Origin of the sequence: Gilliamella sp. Gris3-2 (assembly GCF_001690345.1) — a bacterium.
In the GTDB taxonomy this organism is placed as follows: domain Bacteria; phylum Pseudomonadota; class Gammaproteobacteria; order Enterobacterales; family Orbaceae; genus Gilliamella; species Gilliamella bombi.
Genome location: NZ_LZHB01000072.1, coordinates 54,512 through 74,347, shown reverse-complemented (window position 1 = coordinate 74,347; position 19,836 = coordinate 54,512). Strand labels below are relative to the sequence as shown.

Genomic DNA, 19,836 nt, shown 5'->3' with positions numbered 1-19,836 from the left:
CAATTAACGTAATTTTAATTGGAAAATCATGCATTCTGCACCACAACAAAAGGTAAATTTTGCTGATAATTTAAAGCCATCGCTTATTTTATCAATATTGCTATTAATTTCACACGGCTCTGTTGCGACATCATTTGCTGCTTGGGTTAAAGATGCTAATTTAGCTTGAGCTTCTGATTCTGTCGCAAAGATGTGTTCATACTCAGCGCTACAGTCTTCGTTATCAATTATTGTACCAACATCCACACAACAACATGCTGGAGTTTCGTTTGCTTTGCATTTGTTTAAAGAATCTGCCATGCTTACCTCTAATTAACTGTTAATATTTGTATTAGTATACTCTTAATCATAACTTAGGGCAAAGCGCTAACTCTGTTTTGTTTTCTATCTGAATATAATGCAGTATATGACTACTAAACTGTGTTATTAGTTGAGATAAAAGAATTAAAGATACCTCTGCCAAATGACAGAGGTCAATACATTAGAATTTAGGTGCTGTTGGGCGACCACGCTTTTTTGCAAACGGTTTATCAGATGTATCTGATTTACTGTTTTTACGAGCTCGTTTAGTATCAGACGCTGCTCCACTGATTAAGCTCATTTTCATTGGTTGATTAAGTACTCTTACTTTTTCAAAATGTTTTAATATGTCTTTTGGCATACCTTTTGGTAATTCAACTGTCGAATAAGTATCATAAAGCTTGATATTACCAATGTAACGACTGCTAATATCAGCTTCATTAGCAATTGCCCCCACAATATGACGAACTTCAATACCGTTCTCTTTACCAACTTCAATACGATACATATCCATATCACCAACATCGCGTCGTTCTCGACGTTTTGGGGATTCACGATTATCACCTCGTAAACGGCGTTCACCGCCACGATTATCCCGATCTCGCATTTCACGCGATGGCTTAAACACTGGGTCTGGTGGTAAAATTAAAGGGCGTTCCCCTTGTGCTAATTTTAATAAAGCGGTTGCAATCGTTTCAAGATCGGCTCCACTATCCGCTTGTATTTTTGCTAATAACTTTTGGTACTCATCTAAATCACTACTCTCAAGTTGTTTCTGGACTTGCGCAGTAAATTTAGCTAAACGACGCTGTTCAAGTAGCTCTTTTGATGGCAACCCAACTTCTGGAATTGGTTTTTTGATAGTTTGCTCGATATTCTTAAGTAAACGACGTTCACGGCTATCAACAAATAAAATAGCACGGCCAGCACGACCAGCGCGACCTGTTCGTCCAATACGGTGAACATAAGATTCAGAATCTAACGTGATATCATAATTGATAACTAAGCTAATACGCTCAACATCTAAACCACGAGCAGCAACATCGGTTGCAATTAATATATCTAAACGACCATTACGTAAACGATCTAATGTTTGTTCACGCAATTGTTGTGTCATATCACCATTTAATGCAGCACAACTATAACCGTGCTTTTCAAGCACTTCCGCCACATCTAAAGTAGCTGATTTTGTTCGAACAAAAATAATAGCCGCATCAAAATCTTCTGCTTCTAGAAAGCGAACGATAGCTTCGTTTTTACGCATACCTCTAACAAGCCAATAACTTTGGTCAATATCAGGGGCAGTTTGATTGGTACCTTTGATCTGAACTTCTTTAGGATTTTGCATAAATCGTTTAGTAATACGACGAATTGGTGCTGGCATTGTTGCCGAAAATAAAGCTGTTTGATGATCATCTGGAATCGTTGTCATAATGCTTTCAACATCATCAATAAAGCCCATTCTTAACATTTCATCTGCTTCATCAAGTACTAATCCCTTAAGATTAGAGAGATCTAAGGTTTTACGATTTAAGTGATCAAGCAAACGTCCTGGTGTACCAACTACAATTTGAGGACCTTGTTTTAAGGCTCGTAATTGAACGTCATAACGCTGTCCACCATATAAAGCGAGTACTTTTACCCCTTTCATATATTTTGAATATTCAGAGCAAGCATCAGCAACTTGTATAGCCAATTCCCGTGTAGGAGCTAATACTAAAAGTTGTGGTGCTTTTAAGTTTGCGTCAATATTCATTAAGAAAGGAATTGAAAATGCAGCGGTTTTGCCACTACCTGTCTGTGCCATACCCAATACATCATTACCCTCTAATAATAGAGGAATACATTCAGATTGGATTGGTGATGGTTTGCTAAAACCAAGATCATTTAATGCGTTAAGAATATCCTCGGATAAACCAAGATCAATAAAAGAAACTTCTTTTGTCATGTAAACTCGCTTATAAATTTTGAATATATAAACTTACTTATTTAGTAAAAATCCTGATAATTATTAACTAATATCATATAAGTTTTATCTTATTTTTTTAAACCAAATAAAGAAAGCAGATATAAATTTATGCCAGCTCACTAAATTGAAAATTTACAACTCACCCCAATAACTAACTGCCTATGTTAACTCAACAAATCGAATCTAAAAAATAAACTAAGGTTGATTGATATTGATATATCTAAGATAAAGCTAACCGCATTATCTAATGTTAAGAACATATTATTTGGCAAATCAGAACTACGCTATAACAATATTTTCACTTTTAAAACTGGCATGACCCTTGTTACTCTTCTTTTTCTTCAAGTAACTTCATTTCATAAAGTGCCTGTTGATGTTCAACATAGTTATAAATATTATTGGCTAAAGCATATTTAAATAACATTTTGGCACGTTCGTTGTCACCTTTACTTTGATAATATTTACCTAAGTAAAAGTAGGCTTCACAAAGGCGTTCGGCTAATTGTCGATTATTCTCTACACCTTGTTGAAGGTTCTGCATTAATTTAGTTTCGCTAATTTTACCTAAATAAAATGCAATAATATTGCCACTATAACTCGTTTTATCATTAATCAGATCATAACGTTTTTGTAGCTCAATTTTGGCGGCTTTATTATCATTTTCCTTTTCAATCAAATAAAGCCATAGAATTCTAATAGGTTCATTCATATCATATTGATAAAACCTTAATGCATCACGCTCTGCGGCTTGATAATGGCCTGTACGATACAACGTAATAGCACGATTTAAATACGCATAAGTATAAGCGGGATCAAGCTCTAATGTAGTATTAAACGACATTAAAGCTGTATCAAAATCGCCATCTCTTAATGCATAGGTTCCTAGAAAGTTGTAAATGTCAGGAACTTCAGGATTTAAGCTCAACAAATAGGAAAAATCGCTTTGAGCAAAGGCTTTAAAACCCAATGAATCATAGGCAATACCTCGCTCAAATATGAGTTGCATTCGCGTTCCAGTATCAAGGCCTTTTTGAGACAGCTGTTGGCTGAGCTGAGCAATTTTTAACTCATCATCATATGAAACTTGCTCAGGAACAGCTAACAAAGGCTGAGAATTAGAACAACCTGACAAAAGAATAACAGCTAGCAAAATGCAGCATACAGTTCTCAGGTTGAATAATCCCATTTTTATCCCCTAATGAATAATAATTTTATTCTGCTGTTGAAACAACGTCTGCTGTCGGTTCGACAGCATCTTTCATACTCAAACGGATTCTGCCTTGGCGGTCAATTTCTAGTACTTTAACATTCACTTCTTGACCAACTTTTAGATAATCAGCCACTTTTTCTACTCGATGATCGGCAATTTGAGATACATGAACAAGTCCCTCTTTACCACCAATAACCGATACAAAAGCACCAAAATCAACGATTCTTGTTACTTTACCTGTATAAATTTTACCAATTTCGACATCAGCAACTAAGTTAGTAATACGTGCCATGGCATCTTTGGCTTTATTACCATCTGAAGCGGCAATCTTAACGGTACCATCATCAGTGATTTCAATAGTTGTTCCTGTTTCTTCAGTTAAAGCCCGAATTGTTGCGCCACCTTTACCGATAATATCGCGAATTTTGTCAGGATTTACATTCATTGTATAAATACGTGGTGCAAACTCTGAAATTTCTTGGCGAGGCTTATTAATTGCTTGTTCCATTACACTTAAAATGTGTAAACGAGCACCTTTAGCTTGATTAAGTGCTACTTGCATAATTTCTTTGGTTATACCTTCAATTTTGATATCCATTTGCAATGCACTTACACCTTCGCGTGTACCTGCTACTTTAAAGTCCATATCACCAAGGTGGTCTTCGTCACCAAGAATATCTGACAATACGACAAACTGATCACCTTCTTTTACTAATCCCATTGCAATACCAGCAACAGATGATTTGATAGGTACCCCTGCATCCATAAGAGCAAGTGAAGCACCACAAACAGAAGCCATTGAAGATGAACCATTTGACTCAGTAATTTCAGACACTACTCGAACAGTATATGGAAATTCTTCACGGCTTGGCATTACAGCCGCAACACCTCGTTTAGCTAGGCGACCATGACCAATTTCTCGGCGTTTTGGTGAGCCAACCATACCTGTTTCGCCAACAGAGTATGGAGGAAAATTGTAATGAAGTAAGAACCGTTCGGTATATTCACCAGTTAACTCATCAATAATTTGTGCGTCACGCTCTGTACCTAATGTTGCAGTAACTAGTGCCTGAGTTTCACCACGTGTAAACAGTGCACTACCATGAGTTCTTGGTAAGACATTAGTACGGATATCAAGTGCACGAATCATATCTTTTTCACGACCATCAATACGCGGTTCACCAGCAATAACACGCTTACGAACAATTTGACTTTCCAACTCAACAATAATATTAATCACTTCGTTTTCATCAAGCTCGTCATTTTGTTCTTTTAGTACAGCTAAAACTTCTTCTTTAATTAAATCGATTTGTGCATAACGTGCTTGTTTTTCAGTAATACGATAAGCTTCGCCCAAACGATCTTTAGCTAATTCAACAATGGCATTATATAGCACCTCATTTTTAGCCGGTGCTACCCAATCCCATTTTTCACAATTGGCTTTTTCTACAAATTCGTTAATATTATCAATAACAACTTGTTGTTGTTCATGACCAAATACTACCGCTGCTAACATTTGATCTTCAGTGAGTAAATCAGCTTCAGATTCAACCATTAATACTGCACTTTTTGTACCCGCAACAACTAAATCTAGACGACTAGCTGCAAGCTCTTTTACTGATGGATTTAATACAAATTCATCATTAATAAAGCCAACACGTGCAGCACCAATAGGGCCGTGGAATGGAACACCAGATAAGCAAAGTGCAGCAGAAGCACCAATCATTGCAACTAGGTCAGGGCTCACCTCGGGATTAACCGAAACAACGGTTGCAATAATTTGGATTTCATTAACAAATCCTTCAGGAAATAATGGACGAAGCGGGCGGTCGATTAAACGTGCAATTAGAGTTTCACCTTCACTTGGACGACCTTCACGTTTAAAAAATCCACCAGGAATACGCCCTGCAGCATAGGTACGTTCTTGGTAATTAACTGTTAATGGGAAGAAGTCTTGACCTTCTTTTACTTTTTTATTTGCAACAACCGTGACAAATACAGCAGTATCATCCATATTAACCATAACAGCTGCGGTTGCTTGACGAGCCATAATACCAGTTTCTAAAGTCACGGTATGACGACCATATTGAAATTTTTGACATGTCGGATTAAACAAAATAGTGTCCTCTTGTTATTTGTTATGTTGAAGTTTGATATTTCGACAGGACGCAACATTACGCTACGCTTATTGATACTCTCTTCAACAATGTGGGGATATATACAACAAAAAGATTATTTCACTGTCACGACTAATGACAAATCTATAAATTATAGAGCTCTCATTAGTCGCGCGAAACATGAGATATAACCTTTACTTTGTTGGCTTACATAAAATAATAATTTTTAACGCCCGATATTATATCAGAGCACCGATTTTTCACAACGAAAAAGAGGCCTAAGCCTCTTTTCAAGTAGATTGTCAATTAGCGACGTAAACCTAGTTTTTTAATCAATTGGTTATAACGTTCAATATCTTTACGACGTAAATAATCTAATAATTTACGACGGCTAGACACCATACGTAATAGACCACGACGGCTGTGGTGATCTTTTTTATGCTCAGAAAAATGACCTTGTAAATCATTAATACGTGCAGTTAAAAGAGCAACTTGAACCTCTGTTGAACCAGTGTCGTTAGTGCCACGACCATATTCGGCAACGATTTTCGCTTTAGCTTCTACAGTTAGAGACATAATAAACCTCTTAAAATAAATATAAAAAATGGAATGACCGATCTCTAATTCAGACATTCCTCGGTATCCATATAGTGAATATATGAGTTACGTAATTATACTGAAATTTATAAAAATAGCAATTTGATTTATTTAGTTAGCAGCAGTATTTACTTAAGCTCGAAACCATACTCTTCTTGAATTAGTTTTTTTAGCGCCTCAATATAATTTTGAGCTGATAAGCTTAGTTGAGCCTTTTGTGATGTGATCCAGCCAATTAGGATTTTTTCTTCTACATCTAACGGTATTGATAAAATATCAGATCCGTTTAAGTCAGCACTTAAAACCCCTGTGCTAATGGTATAACCATTGAGTCCATGCAATAAGTTAAATAAGGTTGCTCTATCACTGACGTGTATACTCTTTTTATGATAAACCGTACTTAAAATTTCTTCGGAAAAATAAAATGAGTTATATTCGCCCTGCTCAAAAGAGAGATAAGGGTAATCCTCTAAATCATCTAAAGTTAATAACTTCATGGATGATAATGGATGATGAGTACTAATAAATACATGAGGATTAGCTTCAAAAAGTGGATTAAAGGTTAATCTATGTTCTTTCAGTAACCGTAAAATCACTTTTTGATTAAAATCATTCAAATACAAAATACCAACTTCACTACGTAAATTAGCTACATCGGTGATAATATCATATGTTTTTGTTTCCCTAAGCGTAAACTCATACTCATCTGTTTGATTTTTTTTAATTAAGTTAACAAAGGCATTAACCGCAAAAGCGTAATGCTGAGTGGATATACTACATAACTGCTTAGAGGGTTCTTTTTTTGAGTAGTGCTGTTCCAATAGCTCAGCTTGATCTAGAACTTGTTTGGCATAACCTAAAAACTCAACGCCATCAGGTGAAAGTGAAACTCCTTTAGAACTGCGCACAAAAATCTCAATACCAAATTCAGCTTCTAGATCTTTCACCGCTGTTGATAAGCTTGGCTGAGTAATATATAAATTCTTAGCTGCTTCATTTATTGAACCAGAACGTGCTATTTCTAAAATATAGCGTAATTGTTGAAGTTTCATAATATTGGGACATGTTAACACAAACTATCTTATATAACACAAATATATACTAAATAATATTTAAGTGAAATAAATACTTGTTGCTATTTTATACTCAAACACATACTTTCCTGAAAGTTTTTGACAAAAATTTTAATATAAATTAATTATGAAAAGTAAAAATGAGAAGCAGTAGAATTGATAATAAAATTACTTTAGATATTTTAGATAGAATAAAATATAAATTATTTAACTTATAAGCAATTAAAAAAAGTTTTCGTAAATTAATTTTATACTCATAAGAATCGAAACTGTAATTAACATTGGTCGAATTAATTTACGACCTTTGGCAATGACCATTTTAGCACCAAGCCTTGCTCCTATAAATTGACCAACTAACATAACCAATCCAATTGACCAGATTACTTCTCCCCCTATAATAAAAAACAGCAAGCCGGCCAAATTTGAGGTGAAGTTTAGTACTTTGGTATGTGCAGTCGCTTTGGTTAAATTAAAACCAGCTAACGTGATATAAGCTAACGCATAAAATGAACCAGCACCAGGGCCAAAAAATCCATCATAAAAACCTATACCAAAGGCAGGAATTAATGCGAATTGAATAAGTGAAAGGCGACTGTTACGGTCGTTTTCTCCAATAGTTGGAGAAAGTAAAAAATAGAGCCCAACGCTAATAGTTAAAATTGGTAATAATAATTTTAAAAAATCAGCTTGGATACGCATCACAGATAATGTTCCAATTGCTGAACCAACAAAAGCAAAAACGATTGCCCATTTTTGTTGTTTCAAATCCACCATATGCTGCCGGATAAAATATAGGCTAGCAGAAAACGAACCACCGCAACTTTGCAATTTATTGGTTGCCAATGCACTAGCTGGTGGCAGTCCAACAGCAAGTAATGCAGGGACAGTTAATAAACCACCTCCGCCAGCAATAGAATCAATAAAACCGGCCAAAGCAGCAATCAGAAAAAGTAAAATAAGCAGATCATAACTCATAATTTATTTACATCACCACATTGAGCCCGATAACGAAGGTAGTGATCCATCAGCACAATAGCAACCATTGCTTCAGCAATTGGTACAGCTCGAATGCCAACACATGGATCATGTCGACCATGTGTAGATACTTCAACGCTTTCACCCAAAATATTAACTGATTTACCTGGAATTTCTATACTAGGCGTGGGTTTAAGTGCTATGCTGGCTGATATGGTTTGTCCTGAACTAATACCACCTAAAATCCCACCGGCATGATTAGATAAAAAGCCTTTAGGTGTTATTTCATCACGATTTTCGCTACCACGTTTATTCACAACAGCAAAACCATCGCCAATTTCTACACCTTTCACGGCATTAATACTCATTAGTGCATGCGCAAGATCAGCATCTAGTTTATCAAATACAGGTTCGCCAAGTCCTACTGGAATATTTTCAGCAACAATGCAAACTTTCGCACCTATTGAGTCACCCTCTTTTTTTAATGACCGAAGCAGCTGTTCAAGTGCATCTAATTTACTCTCATCTGCGCAAAAAAATGGATTGTGTTCAACTTGTTGCCAGTCTTTCAATTCACATTTTACATCACCCATCTGAGCCAAATAACCACGAATAGTAATGCCAAGCTTTTCTTGTAGATATTTTTTTGCAATAGCGCCGGCAGCAACTCTCATAGCCGTTTCACGAGCAGAGGAGCGACCGCCACCACGATAATCTCGTATGCCATATTTATTTTGATAAGTGTAATCTGCATGGCTTGGTCTGAAGATATCTTTAATTTTACTATAATCTTGAGAACGTTGATCGGTATTTTCAATAAGTAAACCAATACTCGTTCCAGTTGTAACACCTTCAAATACGCCTGACAAAATTTTGACTTGATCTGCTTCTCGGCGTTGAGTTGTATAACGAGATGAGCCAGGTCTACGACGATCAAGATCATTTTGCATGTCTGATTCTGTTAACGCAAGTCCAGGAGGAACACCATCGACAACACACCCTAATGCTACACCGTGCGATTCACCAAATGTGGTTACTTTGAATAATTTTCCGATTGAGTTTCCAGCCATAATAAATTTATTCCAATGATTAATAACAGTTTATTTAAAACAGTAATGATATTGAATCAGTTCTTCACGTGTGATAGAAAATACACCCAACCCACCACGTTCAAATTCTATCCAATTAAAAGGGACATCGGGATATTGTTGTTGTAAGCTAACCCAACTATTGCCGACTTCACAAACTAATACACCTGCTGGTGTTAAATAATTTATCGCATCTCGTAAAATTTTTTTTACCAGATCTAAACCATCAAAGCCCGCTTCTAATGCTAATTTAGGTTCATATAAAAACTCATCTGGCAAATCACTCATATCTTCACTATCAACATAAGGCGGATTAGTGACAATCAGATCGTATTGTTTTTCTGGCACATCATCAAATAGATCTGACAAAATAGGAGTAACTTGAAAATCCATTTCGTGCATCTCAATATTTGTTTGGGCGATATCTAATGCTTCTAATGAAATATCAGTTATATCAACTTGAGCATCAGCAAACTCATAAGCGCAAGCAATCCCTATACAGCCACTACCAGTACATAGATCTAAAATATTTTTAGGTTCAGTTAATATTATTTGCTCAAAATGGTTATCAATTAGTTCACCAATAGGAGAACGAGGAATTAATACACGCTCATCCACATAAAAAGCATGTCCACAAAACCAAGCTTGGTTAGTTAAATAAGGGGTTGGTACACGATCTTTTATTCGCTTTTGAATAATGTCAATAATTTGATTTTTTTCATCATTAGTTAGATTAGCGGAATAAAATTCTTCAGGAATAAACAACGATAATCCTAACGTTGCTAAAATTAATTGTTTAGACTCATCAATAGGATTATCTGTACCATGACCTAAAAAGACATCTGATAGACTAAGTTGTGATGCAGCCCAACGTATAAAGTCTTGAACTGTGCGTAAGTTTTCCATAATAACTCCAAATGATTTAGGAGAGGAAGGTATTGTTTGTCATTTTAAATAACAACTATAAACTACGAACTATTAAAATAATCTAGATAGCTAGTTTTATAGCGTTATGAACTAATGGTTCCATCTTTTAATGACTCAATATGGCGGTGAGGAAGGGATTCGAACCCTTGATACGTTGCCGTATACACACTTTCCAGGCGTGCTCCTTCAACCACTCGGACACCTCACCTCATTAGAACCTGCTTTTCAAAAGCAGGTTGCATACTATAATGATCACCAACTAATTAATCAAGCTTTTTAATTCATACAAACAATAAAACCAAATGTTGCCAAAACAGCTAACACAGCAATAGTTGTGATTAAAGCATATTTTAAATTTGAATCCATTATGTTATCTCCAATTATTTATTAGCTTTCTCGATTGGTAAATCAAACGTAATAACCTCTTTAATAGAGTTATTGCCTTTAATTTTGGGATACTTAGGTGCAAAATCAAGAAGTATCTCGATAGATTCATCTAAGTAAGCATCAGGTTTTTTATAATTTTTTGGTAAATCATCTAATTTAGTAATTGATGGTAAACCTACCTTATTTAAACGTGCATTAGTTCTTTTTAAATCACGTTCCTCATTATTTTTTTGTTCTACTTCTCGTTTTTTCTTATTAAGTGAAACAATATATTGACGATCTTTTTTATCATTAAATCGTTTGATATCTTCATCAATATACATAAATTCAGGATTATGTGAAATTCTAGACAAATGTTGTGATTCTAAATCAGGCAACAATGGCTTAATATTGGCAAGAGTCAAATAATCAGCGGATGGTATTTTATCCCACGGTAGTGCGTTATCTAAAAAACGCTCTCCCGTTTCATCAACATACTTAACTTTATTCATTTCAATATCTGGCTCAACGCCTTTTAATTGTGTGCTACCACCATTGATACGATAAAACTTCTGAATAGTATATTGAGCCCCGCCAAGTTCAGGCCAACTTGGATGTAGTCTTGCATCAACTGGATAAGAGATGTTACGAGAAGTTTGGACGGTTCCCTTACCATAAGTGGTTTCACCAACTATTAATGCTCGCCCATAATCTTGCATAGCCGCAGAAAATATTTCTGATGCTGATGCACTATAACGATTAATCATAACAACAAGTGGCCCGGTGTATTCGATACCTTTATTCTTATCATTGTAAGTGATGACTTTTTGTAAATTATCACGTACCTGAACAACTGGTCCAGTATCAATGAATAAGCCAGTTAAATTGATAACTTCGGTTAACGAACCACCGCCATTATCACGTAAATCAATAACTAAACCTTGCAAATTTTCTTTATTTGCTTTTGATAAGAGTCCTTCAACTTTTTCCGTTAATCCCATATAGAAACTTGGTATTTCAATAACGCCAACTTTACCACGTGGATTATCGATAATATTTAATTTCGCTTCTCTATCTTCAAAATGAATCTTATCACGAGTGAGCTCAATTACTTTTGCCTTACTATTATTACCAGCAGGTAAAATTTCCAATCTTACAACAGTACCTTTAGGTCCACGAATTTTATCGACAATATCATCCAAGCGCCACCCAATAACATCTTCAATCGCTGAATTACTTTGACCTACTCCAATAATCCTATCCCCGATGGTAAGTAACTTACTCTTTTCAGCAGGTCCGCCTGTTACAAAAGACATAATCACCGTATAGTCATCTTGCTGGCTCAATGTTGCACCGATACCTTCAAATGATAAACTCATTTCGGAATCAAAATCTCGTTTTTTACGTGGTGCCAAATAACTAGTGTGAGGATCAATTTCTCTGGCAAATGCATTCATAAATACTTGAAAGGCATCTTCATTATTTGATTGCATTATCGTTTTTAAAACGCGATTGTAACGTTTACTTAAAACTTTACGGATCTCTTTTTCATTTTTTCCCGATAAGGATAAACTCAATTCATCATATTTAACACGCTTATCCCAATAAACATTAAGTTCGTTTTCTGAAGTCGGCCAAGCAATTTCTTCACGATTAAAATCAATTTCATCATTGGCAGAAAAATCCATAGGCCGTTGTAAAACTTCAAGAGCATATTGATAACGGTCATAACGTTTTTTCAAAAAAAGATTGTAAATATCATAAGCTGTCTTTAAATTACCATCGATTAATTCTTGACCTAAAGACTCTTGTCTATTTCGAAAACCATCAACATCACTTTGAATAAAAATGGATTTACTACCATCCAATAATTTGAAATAGCGATCAAAAATCTGAGCTGAAAAAGCACCATCCAAGGAAAAATTACGATAATGTGATTGAGTAAAAAAATTCGTTACACGCTTAGCAACAACTTGGTGGATATCATCTTGCTTTAGAACTGGTATTTGTTCATTAGCTTGCGGTTTTGCCTGAACATTTTGGCTAAAAATACCCAAAATAAGGCTAAGTGTAATAATACCATTGAGTAATTTATTCATTCAAACTCTCTACTTATTGATAATATGTTCAGGTTTGACCGTTAACTCCATACCTGCACCAACCTTTACCTTAATATGCTCTTTTTCAATATTAATGACTTGTACTTTTATAGGTTTATTACCTACTATAACTTTAACAAAATCACCAATTTTTAAAGCTTTAGCTTTTTTAGGAAGCATCCGAGTAGCTTTACGTTTTTCTTTTTCACGTTCTTTAAAACGCTCTTTAGCTTTTTCTTTGCTCTCTTTCAACTGTTGTAGCGCATGATCTATCTGTTCTTGGCTAATAACCTCAGTAGGATTACCATCTAAATCAACACGATTGGCTCCTTCTTTTATACTATATAAGTAACGCCAACTCATTGTGTATGAGCGCAGTGCGGCACGGAGTTTAGTTTTACTAAGTTCGTCATTACCATCTAAACGAGAAATAATATCTTGAAAAATTCCAATCTTTAATGGCTTTGCCTCACCTTCAAGGGTAAAACAATTTGGGAATTGTTGAGCTAAATAAGCAATAATCTCTTTACTATTTGTTAATTGAAACTGTTTTTCCATTGGTTATTCCATAGCAACTAAATTTTACTAGCGTTAAAGTATATCGCAGCTTATATAATAACACTAACTATCTTTTTCGGTTTATTAATAAATTGTTATAAAATCTTTAATATCTGTATGTATTTGGCATAAAAGCCAAACAGCTTATTCATGAGTTGATAGCTAATTAAATGCTACCACTCAAAATCGATTAAAATAAATACTAAAACAAATTAAACTATCAAATTTTCTCTTGTATTGGGTAGAAAAGAATAACATAGATACTTATGGTTATAAACTAAGATAAATTAAAAAATGGAAATAAAATTTAGTGAATGATATAGAGAAGAAAATCTAATTACATTAAAAAAGTGCAGCACTAAAGAATTAAATTTTTTAATTATACCTTCAGTTGCTCTATCTTGAACGTTATAAAACATATGCTATTATCAATTCACATTTCATATCAACTACAAATTAACACAATAGGCAACTATATCATGAAAAATATTAAAAAATTTCTGCTCATCCTTTGTTCTATACTTGCTTTATCAGCATGTTCACAAAAAAATTTTGTTGAGCAAGGCACACCGCTTAATAACGCAAAAGTAAGCAAAATTGTTGAAGGGTCATCAACTGAAGCTCAGATTCTGTCCCTATTTGGTGAGCCAACAACAAAAACCGCTATCAATAGCAACGAAACACAGTGGACATATCAATACACTAAAAAGAGCTCAACAAGTCATATGTTAATTGGCGAAACGCAATACAATATTTTTGAAGGAAAGCTTGATATTATTATGTCTAAAGGGGTAGTAACATGGTTCAATTATGATGAAAACCAACGACAGAAAAAATGGTAATAAATTATCTTGTTTTATAGCACATCAACAAGATGTGCTAAGAATTTGTTATTTCAATCCTATGGAATTACATTACTTTACTCATGTTTAAATTTCAGTCATCTATTTCCTAAAGAAAAGACATCTCTGGACAATATTGCGCTTTAGGTTATACTCATTAACGAAATTAACCAGACAATCGCTGCTTTGTTGTTTTTATAAAGAAATAAACAAAGGGGAGGAAAGTCCGGGCTCCATAGGGCAGAGTGCCAGGTAACGCCTGGGGGATTTTTGCGAGAGTGAAAATTCACGACAAGTGCAACAGAGAGAAAACCGCCGATGGCTTATTTTATAAGATCAGGTAAGGGTGAAAGGGTGTGGTAAGAGCACACCGCGCAACTGGTAACAGTTGTGGCACGGTAAACTCCACTCGGAGCAAGGTCAAATAGGGATTCATTGGCGTGGCCCGCGTTGAATCCGGGTAGACTGCTTGAGCTAATGCGTGAGTATTAGCCTAGAGGAATGATTGTCCACGACAGAACCCGGCTTATCGGTTAATTTCACTTTCTACTTCTTGTTATCGTTTAATCCAATTTTAGATTGCTTTTTATTGCTTAAAGAGCGCTTAACAGCGAGAAAAATTGAAAAAATTAACCCTAACACCAACAACAAAACAGGTATTAGCATTAATAAAGACATGATCTGCTTTTCATACTCTTTGAAAACTGGTGATAATCCAAATAGGTAACCTAATGTCACAATCAAGAAAATCCATAATGTAGCACTGATTATATTATAAATATGGAATTTTCGACTGTGTAGTCCTGATAATCCAGCCATCATCGGTAATAATGTACGTACAAAAGCAATAAATCTCCCAATAAATAGCGCTTGTAATCCGTACTTATGGAATAATACTTCAGATTTATGATGATATTTTTCAGGTATATGTGCCATCCAACCTTGGACAAGCTTAGTATTACCAAGCCAAAGTCCTTGAGCATAACCTAACCAAGTACCTAAAGCAGCGCCAGCAATTAAAATAAAATTAATTAAACCAAAATGGAATACATTTTGGCTAATTAACACACCAGTTAAAAATAATAGACTGTCTCCAGGTAAAAAAGCCGCTGGTAAAACACCATTTTCTAAAAGAATAATGACAAACAACATCCCATATAGTGTCCATAGCACATTAGGGTTTGAAAGCGTTGCAATGTCCAAATTAACAAACGCATGATAAAGTGTAATTATTGTTTCCATCTATTTTTAAATCCCATTGATGTATTATTATTAGTGGTTAATGGTACCACCAACGGTTAAATTATCCACTTTTAAAGTGGGTTGCCCAACCCCAACAGGTACGCTCTGCCCTGCTTTACCACAAACACCTACACCAGAATCTAATGCTAAATCATTACCTACCATAGATATTTGCTGCATAGTTTCTATACCTGAACCGATTAATGTGGCACCTTTAACTGGAGTTGTTATTTTTCCCTTTTCAATTAAGTAAGCTTCTGAAGTTGAAAACACAAACTTACCAGAGGTGATATCTACTTGTCCACCAGCAAAATTAGGGGCATAAAGACCATAATCGACGCTACTAATGATATCGTCAAAAGAAGAATTTCCTGCCAACATATAGGTATTGGTCATTCTTGGCATAGGTAAGTATGCATATCCTTCACGACGACCATTACCAGTTGAACATGTATTCATCAATTTTGCGTTAAGCTTATCAAACATATAGCCTTTTAAAATACCATTTTCAATAAGCACTGTTTTTTGGCTTGGAGTACCTTCGTCATCAATAGATAGTGAGCCTCGGCGGTTCTCAATTGTACCATCATCAACAATAGTGCAAACTTCTGAGGTGACTTGTTCACCAATTTTCCCAGAAAAAACTGAACTATTTTTACGATTGAAATCGCCTTCTAAGCCATGACCTACAGCCTCATGTAACAAAACGCCAGGCCAACCAGCACCTAAAACAACAGGCATTGTTCCTGCTGGTGCGGCTTTAGCAGAAAGAGAAACAAGTGCTTGACGCACGGCTTCTCGGGCATAGCTGTCAGCATAACTTTCTGATGTTTTTGGGTTGATTGTTAAAAAATATTCATACCCAAATCGACCACCGCCACCACTACTTCCTCGCTCACGTCTACCCTCTTTTTCAACCAAAACTGAAACGGATAAACGCACCAAAGGACGAATGTCAGCTTTTAATGTACCATCAGTTGCTGCTATTAAAATATCTTCATAACTTCCAGTCAAACTGGCTGAAACTTCAATAACTCTAGGATCGATTGAGCGTGCTAAGTGGTCAATTTGTTGCAACAATTCAATTTTCTGTTCTTTAGAAAAAGAATTGATCGGGTTGATTGACGAGTATATAGATACTGTTTGAGCAGATTTAAATGGCGTCACTTTGATAGGTGTTTGTATTTTAGTGATTGAATTTGCTGCGAATATGCTTTGTTCTAACCGCGCTAATGAAAGCTGATCAGTATAAGCAAACCCTGTTTTTTCGCCAACAACGGCTCTAACACCAACTCCTTGGTCACGATGAAATGAGGCATTTTTTATAATACCATCTTCAAGTAACCAGTTTTCATAATAACCAGATAGAAAATACAAATCACCAAAATCAATTTCCCTTGAGCTCAACATATCAAGCAAATGCGAAAGATCTTGTTGGTTTAGATTATTTGGGTTGAGCAGTCGTTCACTCACTTGAGTTACTATCATAAATTCCTTAAATTCTAATTGTTAACAGAAGTTTTTTGATAATCGATTATAACTAGTTGATCATAATAATTATTTAACTTTCATCATTTTTATACTGAAACGTATAGTTACCTGAAACTTTTTTACAAGATATTGCTTCTACATTAATACAACATCATATTGTTCTTGAATATAAAGTGGTTCAACTTTTACTTCAACACGTTTACCCACAAACACCTCAACTTCAGCTAAAGCATGGGACTCATCATTAGTTAAAGCATTAGCCACAGCAGCCGAGGCATAAACCAAAAAGTATTCTGAATGATGCGCTTTATAAACACGAACTATATCACGTAATATTTCGTTGCAAACTGTTTCTACCGATTTGACCATACCACGACCTTTACATGCTGGACATTCTTCACACAGAATATGCCCTATACTTTCACGTGTTCGCTTGCGAGTCATTTCGACTAATCCTAAACTCGAAAATAAATTAACAGTTGTTCTAGCTCTATCTTTAGATAAAGAATCATGCAGCGATTGTAACACCCGTTCACGATGCAAATCTTCTTGCATATCAATAAAATCAATAATAATAATGCCCCCCAAATTACGCAAACGTAATTGACGGGCAATTGCTATTGTTGCCTCAATATTAGTATTAAAAATCGTTTCTTCTAAATTTCGATGACCTACAAATGCACCAGTATTGATATCAATAGTAGTCATGGCTTCGGTTTGATCAATAATTAAATACCCACCAGACTTTAATTTCACTTTACGATCTAATGCTCTTTGAATCTCATTTTCGGTATCATAAAGATCGAAAATAGGAATATTACCACGATAAAGAGATAGTTTATTGGTTACCTCAGGCATAAATTCTTTTGTAAATTCAACCAATAAATCATAAGTTAATTTTGAATCTACTAAAATTCGTTCAATTGGATCACCAACAAAATCGCGCAATACTCGTTGGGATAATGCCAATTCCCCATAAACTAGATTCTTACTTACTGGGCGAGCCATGCGTTCTTGAATTTTAGTCCAAAGTCGTTTTAAAAAATTGGCATCTTGTTCTAACTCATGCGCACTTGCCCCTTCTGCGGCTGTTCTAACAATAAAGCCAGCTTCTGTTGTCACATATTGCTCAACAATATTTTTTAACCTTTCACGTTCTTGTTCACTTTCTATGCGTTGTGATGTGGCAACATGCGCAGAATTTGATCCAGGCATTAATACCAAATAACGTGATGGCAAAGTAATATCGGTTGTAAGCCTAGCTCCTTTAGTTCCCAATGGATCTTTAACCACTTGTACCATTAAGTCCTGTCCTTGGCGGACAAGTTCAGAGATATCTTTTACTTGAAATTGTTCTTGCTCTGTATCTGATACGCACTCAGTATGAGGCATAATATCTGATGCATGCAAAAAGGCAGCTTTATCAAGACCAATATCTACAAAAGCGGCTTGCATACCAGGCAAAATACGAATTATCTTACCTTTATAAATATTTCCAACAATACCGCGTCTAGACTCACGATCAACATGGATTTCTTGCAATACACCATCTTCGATATAAGCAACTCGAGTTTCAGATGGCGTTACATTCATTAATAATTCAACAGACATAGATTTCCTTTTAATTGATAGCAAAGCTTCGTCTTATTAGTCGTAAAAATAAATAGATACCAATCCATAATAGACTATCTATACAGCTTGATATAAAAATCAATGGCGATATTGTTATAGTATGATAAATACAGACTTGAAATAAAAATACCAGTAAATTATAACATATCGATATCCCAAAGATGATAAACGACTGTTGCCATAACGCTAAATTACGTATCAATTGGAATTTAAAAACAAATAAATAAGCAATAAATGAATAAATAAAGGCATGGATTCCTAAAATAGAACCAGTACATAGATCCATTATAGTTCCAAAAACAAATGCAGTACCAATCCCAACTCGATGAGGAAGCGCTATCAACCAATAAGCAAAAATTAAGATCAGTATATGTGGTTTAAATATACTATATGATGGAGACCACGGAATGATTTGTAAACATAAGCCTATTAATAGCGTTATCCAAATAATTATTATTCGATTACGACCCCTCATGTTTTACTCCTTGATTTCCCCACAATAACAATAAATAACGTAAACGCTTCAAATCCGCTGTTGGTGTTGCTGAAATAATTGGGGTTGAATCTGTAATATCAAGTTTTACTGAACTAACTACGGCTACCGGATATCCTTCTGGAAAACGGCCATCAAGCCCTGAAGTAACTAAAACATCGCCGACTTTTACATCAACGTTATTAGGCATAAATTCTAATGTTAAGTCATTACTACACCCGTTTCCCACAGCAATCATACCAATGTCGTTTCTTAATACTTGTACGGGTATCGCATGTTGATAATCGCACAATAAAATTGCACGACTAGTAGATTGGGCTGTTTCATAAATTTGCCCTACAATCCCTTTTTCATCAACAACAGGTTGCCCAACATAAACACCATCTTGTTTACCTTTATTTACAACAAATTGATAGATATAAGGATCAGTGTCTATAAGCAATACTTGTGCAGCCATCTTTTGTTCATCATGCCTTAAAGGTGAACCTAACAATTCGCGAAGTCTATCATTTTCATGTTTTAGATGCTCAAGTAACAATAGATCGTTTTTTTGTTGTAATAAATCTGCATGCAAATTTGCATTTTCATTTATTAATGTTTCTCGTGTTTTGGACATCTCGTAGAGAGAATCAAACGACGACTTTGGTGCATTTGAAACATAATATAGAGGAGAAATAAGGGTATCTAAATAATAACGAATTTCTTTAAATGGACGATAATTGATATCTAATACAATTAGAACCAAGGCTAACGCCAGAGAAGTAAATAATTGTACACTAAGAGGGGAGCGTTTAGAAAAAAGTAATTTCATTGCCGGTACTTACCTGTTTAAAGCTCAAGATCTAATTATTTCAAAA

General features: G+C 35.1%; 18 protein-coding genes, 1 tRNA gene and 1 other RNA gene. 2 read left to right on the top strand and 18 right to left on the bottom strand.

Annotation, left to right across the window (positions count from 1 at the left end; genetic code table 11):
* Positions 1-3: 3 nt before the first annotated feature.
* The 13 genes from A9G32_RS10705 to proQ form a co-directional block, all read right to left on the bottom strand.
* Positions 4-300, bottom strand: coding sequence for a YfcZ/YiiS family protein (locus A9G32_RS10705; protein ID WP_034909671.1), 297 nt, complete (start codon positions 298-300; stop codon positions 4-6).
* A 181-nt stretch (positions 301-481) separates the two neighbouring features.
* A complete protein-coding gene (locus A9G32_RS10700; protein WP_081296828.1) occupies positions 482-2,248 on the bottom strand; it encodes a DEAD/DEAH family ATP-dependent RNA helicase in 1,767 nt (588 codons plus the stop codon).
* A 346-nt stretch (positions 2,249-2,594) separates the two neighbouring features.
* A complete protein-coding gene (gene nlpI / locus A9G32_RS10695) occupies positions 2,595-3,455 on the bottom strand; it encodes a lipoprotein NlpI (protein WP_065589550.1) in 861 nt (286 codons plus the stop codon).
* A gap of 25 nt (positions 3,456-3,480) precedes the next feature.
* Positions 3,481-5,595 (bottom strand): polyribonucleotide nucleotidyltransferase, encoded by a 2,115-nt coding sequence (gene pnp / locus A9G32_RS10690; RefSeq protein WP_065589549.1) that lies wholly within the window; start codon positions 5,593-5,595, stop codon positions 3,481-3,483.
* 307 nt (positions 5,596-5,902) lie between these two features.
* The gene (rpsO, locus tag A9G32_RS10685; protein WP_034909676.1) at positions 5,903-6,172 is read right to left on the bottom strand and encodes a 30S ribosomal protein S15; all 270 of its coding nucleotides are present in this window, start codon (positions 6,170-6,172) and stop codon (positions 5,903-5,905) included.
* Positions 6,173-6,321: 149 nt separating this feature from the next.
* The gene (locus A9G32_RS10680) at positions 6,322-7,245 is read right to left on the bottom strand and encodes a LysR family transcriptional regulator (RefSeq protein ID WP_065589548.1); all 924 of its coding nucleotides are present in this window, start codon (positions 7,243-7,245) and stop codon (positions 6,322-6,324) included.
* Between the two features lie 243 nt (positions 7,246-7,488).
* Positions 7,489-8,241, bottom strand: coding sequence for a TSUP family transporter (locus A9G32_RS10675; protein WP_065589547.1), 753 nt, complete (start codon positions 8,239-8,241; stop codon positions 7,489-7,491).
* Positions 8,238-9,311, bottom strand: coding sequence for a chorismate synthase (gene aroC, locus A9G32_RS10670; RefSeq protein ID WP_065589546.1), 1,074 nt, complete (start codon positions 9,309-9,311; stop codon positions 8,238-8,240). Before aroC ends, A9G32_RS10675 begins: the two co-directional genes overlap by 4 nt.
* Before the next feature lie 30 nt (positions 9,312-9,341).
* On the bottom strand, positions 9,342-10,235 hold the full coding sequence (prmB, locus tag A9G32_RS10665) for a 50S ribosomal protein L3 N(5)-glutamine methyltransferase (protein WP_065589545.1): 894 nt from the start codon (positions 10,233-10,235) through the stop codon (positions 9,342-9,344).
* Positions 10,236-10,376: 141 nt separating this feature from the next.
* Positions 10,377-10,464, bottom strand: a tRNA-Ser gene (locus A9G32_RS10660).
* Positions 10,465-10,532: 68 nt separating this feature from the next.
* Positions 10,533-10,622 (bottom strand): cytochrome bd-I oxidase subunit CydH, encoded by a 90-nt coding sequence (cydH, locus tag A9G32_RS12860; protein WP_141672672.1) that lies wholly within the window; start codon positions 10,620-10,622, stop codon positions 10,533-10,535.
* A 14-nt stretch (positions 10,623-10,636) separates the two neighbouring features.
* A complete protein-coding gene (gene prc / locus A9G32_RS10655) occupies positions 10,637-12,721 on the bottom strand; it encodes a carboxy terminal-processing peptidase (protein WP_065589544.1) in 2,085 nt (694 codons plus the stop codon).
* A gap of 9 nt (positions 12,722-12,730) precedes the next feature.
* Positions 12,731-13,279 (bottom strand): RNA chaperone ProQ, encoded by a 549-nt coding sequence (gene proQ / locus A9G32_RS10650; protein WP_065589543.1) that lies wholly within the window; start codon positions 13,277-13,279, stop codon positions 12,731-12,733.
* Between the two features lie 479 nt (positions 13,280-13,758).
* Here proQ and bamE point away from each other — a divergent pair, with 479 nt between their 5' ends.
* Together bamE and rnpB are read left to right on the top strand one after the other, a co-directional pair.
* The gene (gene bamE / locus A9G32_RS10645) at positions 13,759-14,121 is read left to right on the top strand and encodes an outer membrane protein assembly factor BamE domain-containing protein (RefSeq protein ID WP_065589542.1); all 363 of its coding nucleotides are present in this window, start codon (positions 13,759-13,761) and stop codon (positions 14,119-14,121) included.
* 162 nt (positions 14,122-14,283) lie between these two features.
* An RNA gene (gene rnpB / locus A9G32_RS10640) (RNase P RNA component class A) lies at positions 14,284-14,666 on the top strand.
* 1 nt (position 14,667) lies between these two features.
* On the opposite strand, the gene A9G32_RS10635 is transcribed toward rnpB, so the two are convergent.
* From A9G32_RS10635 to mreC, 5 genes are all read right to left on the bottom strand, one after another.
* The gene (locus tag A9G32_RS10635; protein WP_034909688.1) at positions 14,668-15,363 is read right to left on the bottom strand and encodes a DedA family protein; all 696 of its coding nucleotides are present in this window, start codon (positions 15,361-15,363) and stop codon (positions 14,668-14,670) included.
* A 30-nt stretch (positions 15,364-15,393) separates the two neighbouring features.
* Positions 15,394-16,851 (bottom strand): metalloprotease TldD, encoded by a 1,458-nt coding sequence (tldD, locus tag A9G32_RS10630; RefSeq protein ID WP_065589541.1) that lies wholly within the window; start codon positions 16,849-16,851, stop codon positions 15,394-15,396.
* 138 nt (positions 16,852-16,989) lie between these two features.
* A complete protein-coding gene (rng, locus tag A9G32_RS10625) occupies positions 16,990-18,465 on the bottom strand; it encodes a ribonuclease G (protein WP_034909694.1) in 1,476 nt (491 codons plus the stop codon).
* Positions 18,466-18,475: 10 nt separating this feature from the next.
* Positions 18,476-18,961, bottom strand: a complete 486-nt coding sequence (gene mreD / locus A9G32_RS10620; protein WP_034909696.1) for a rod shape-determining protein MreD — start codon at positions 18,959-18,961, stop codon at positions 18,476-18,478.
* A complete protein-coding gene (gene mreC, locus A9G32_RS10615) occupies positions 18,948-19,790 on the bottom strand; it encodes a rod shape-determining protein MreC (protein WP_065589540.1) in 843 nt (280 codons plus the stop codon). Before mreC ends, mreD begins: the two co-directional genes overlap by 14 nt.
* Positions 19,791-19,836: the final 46 nt, after the last annotated feature.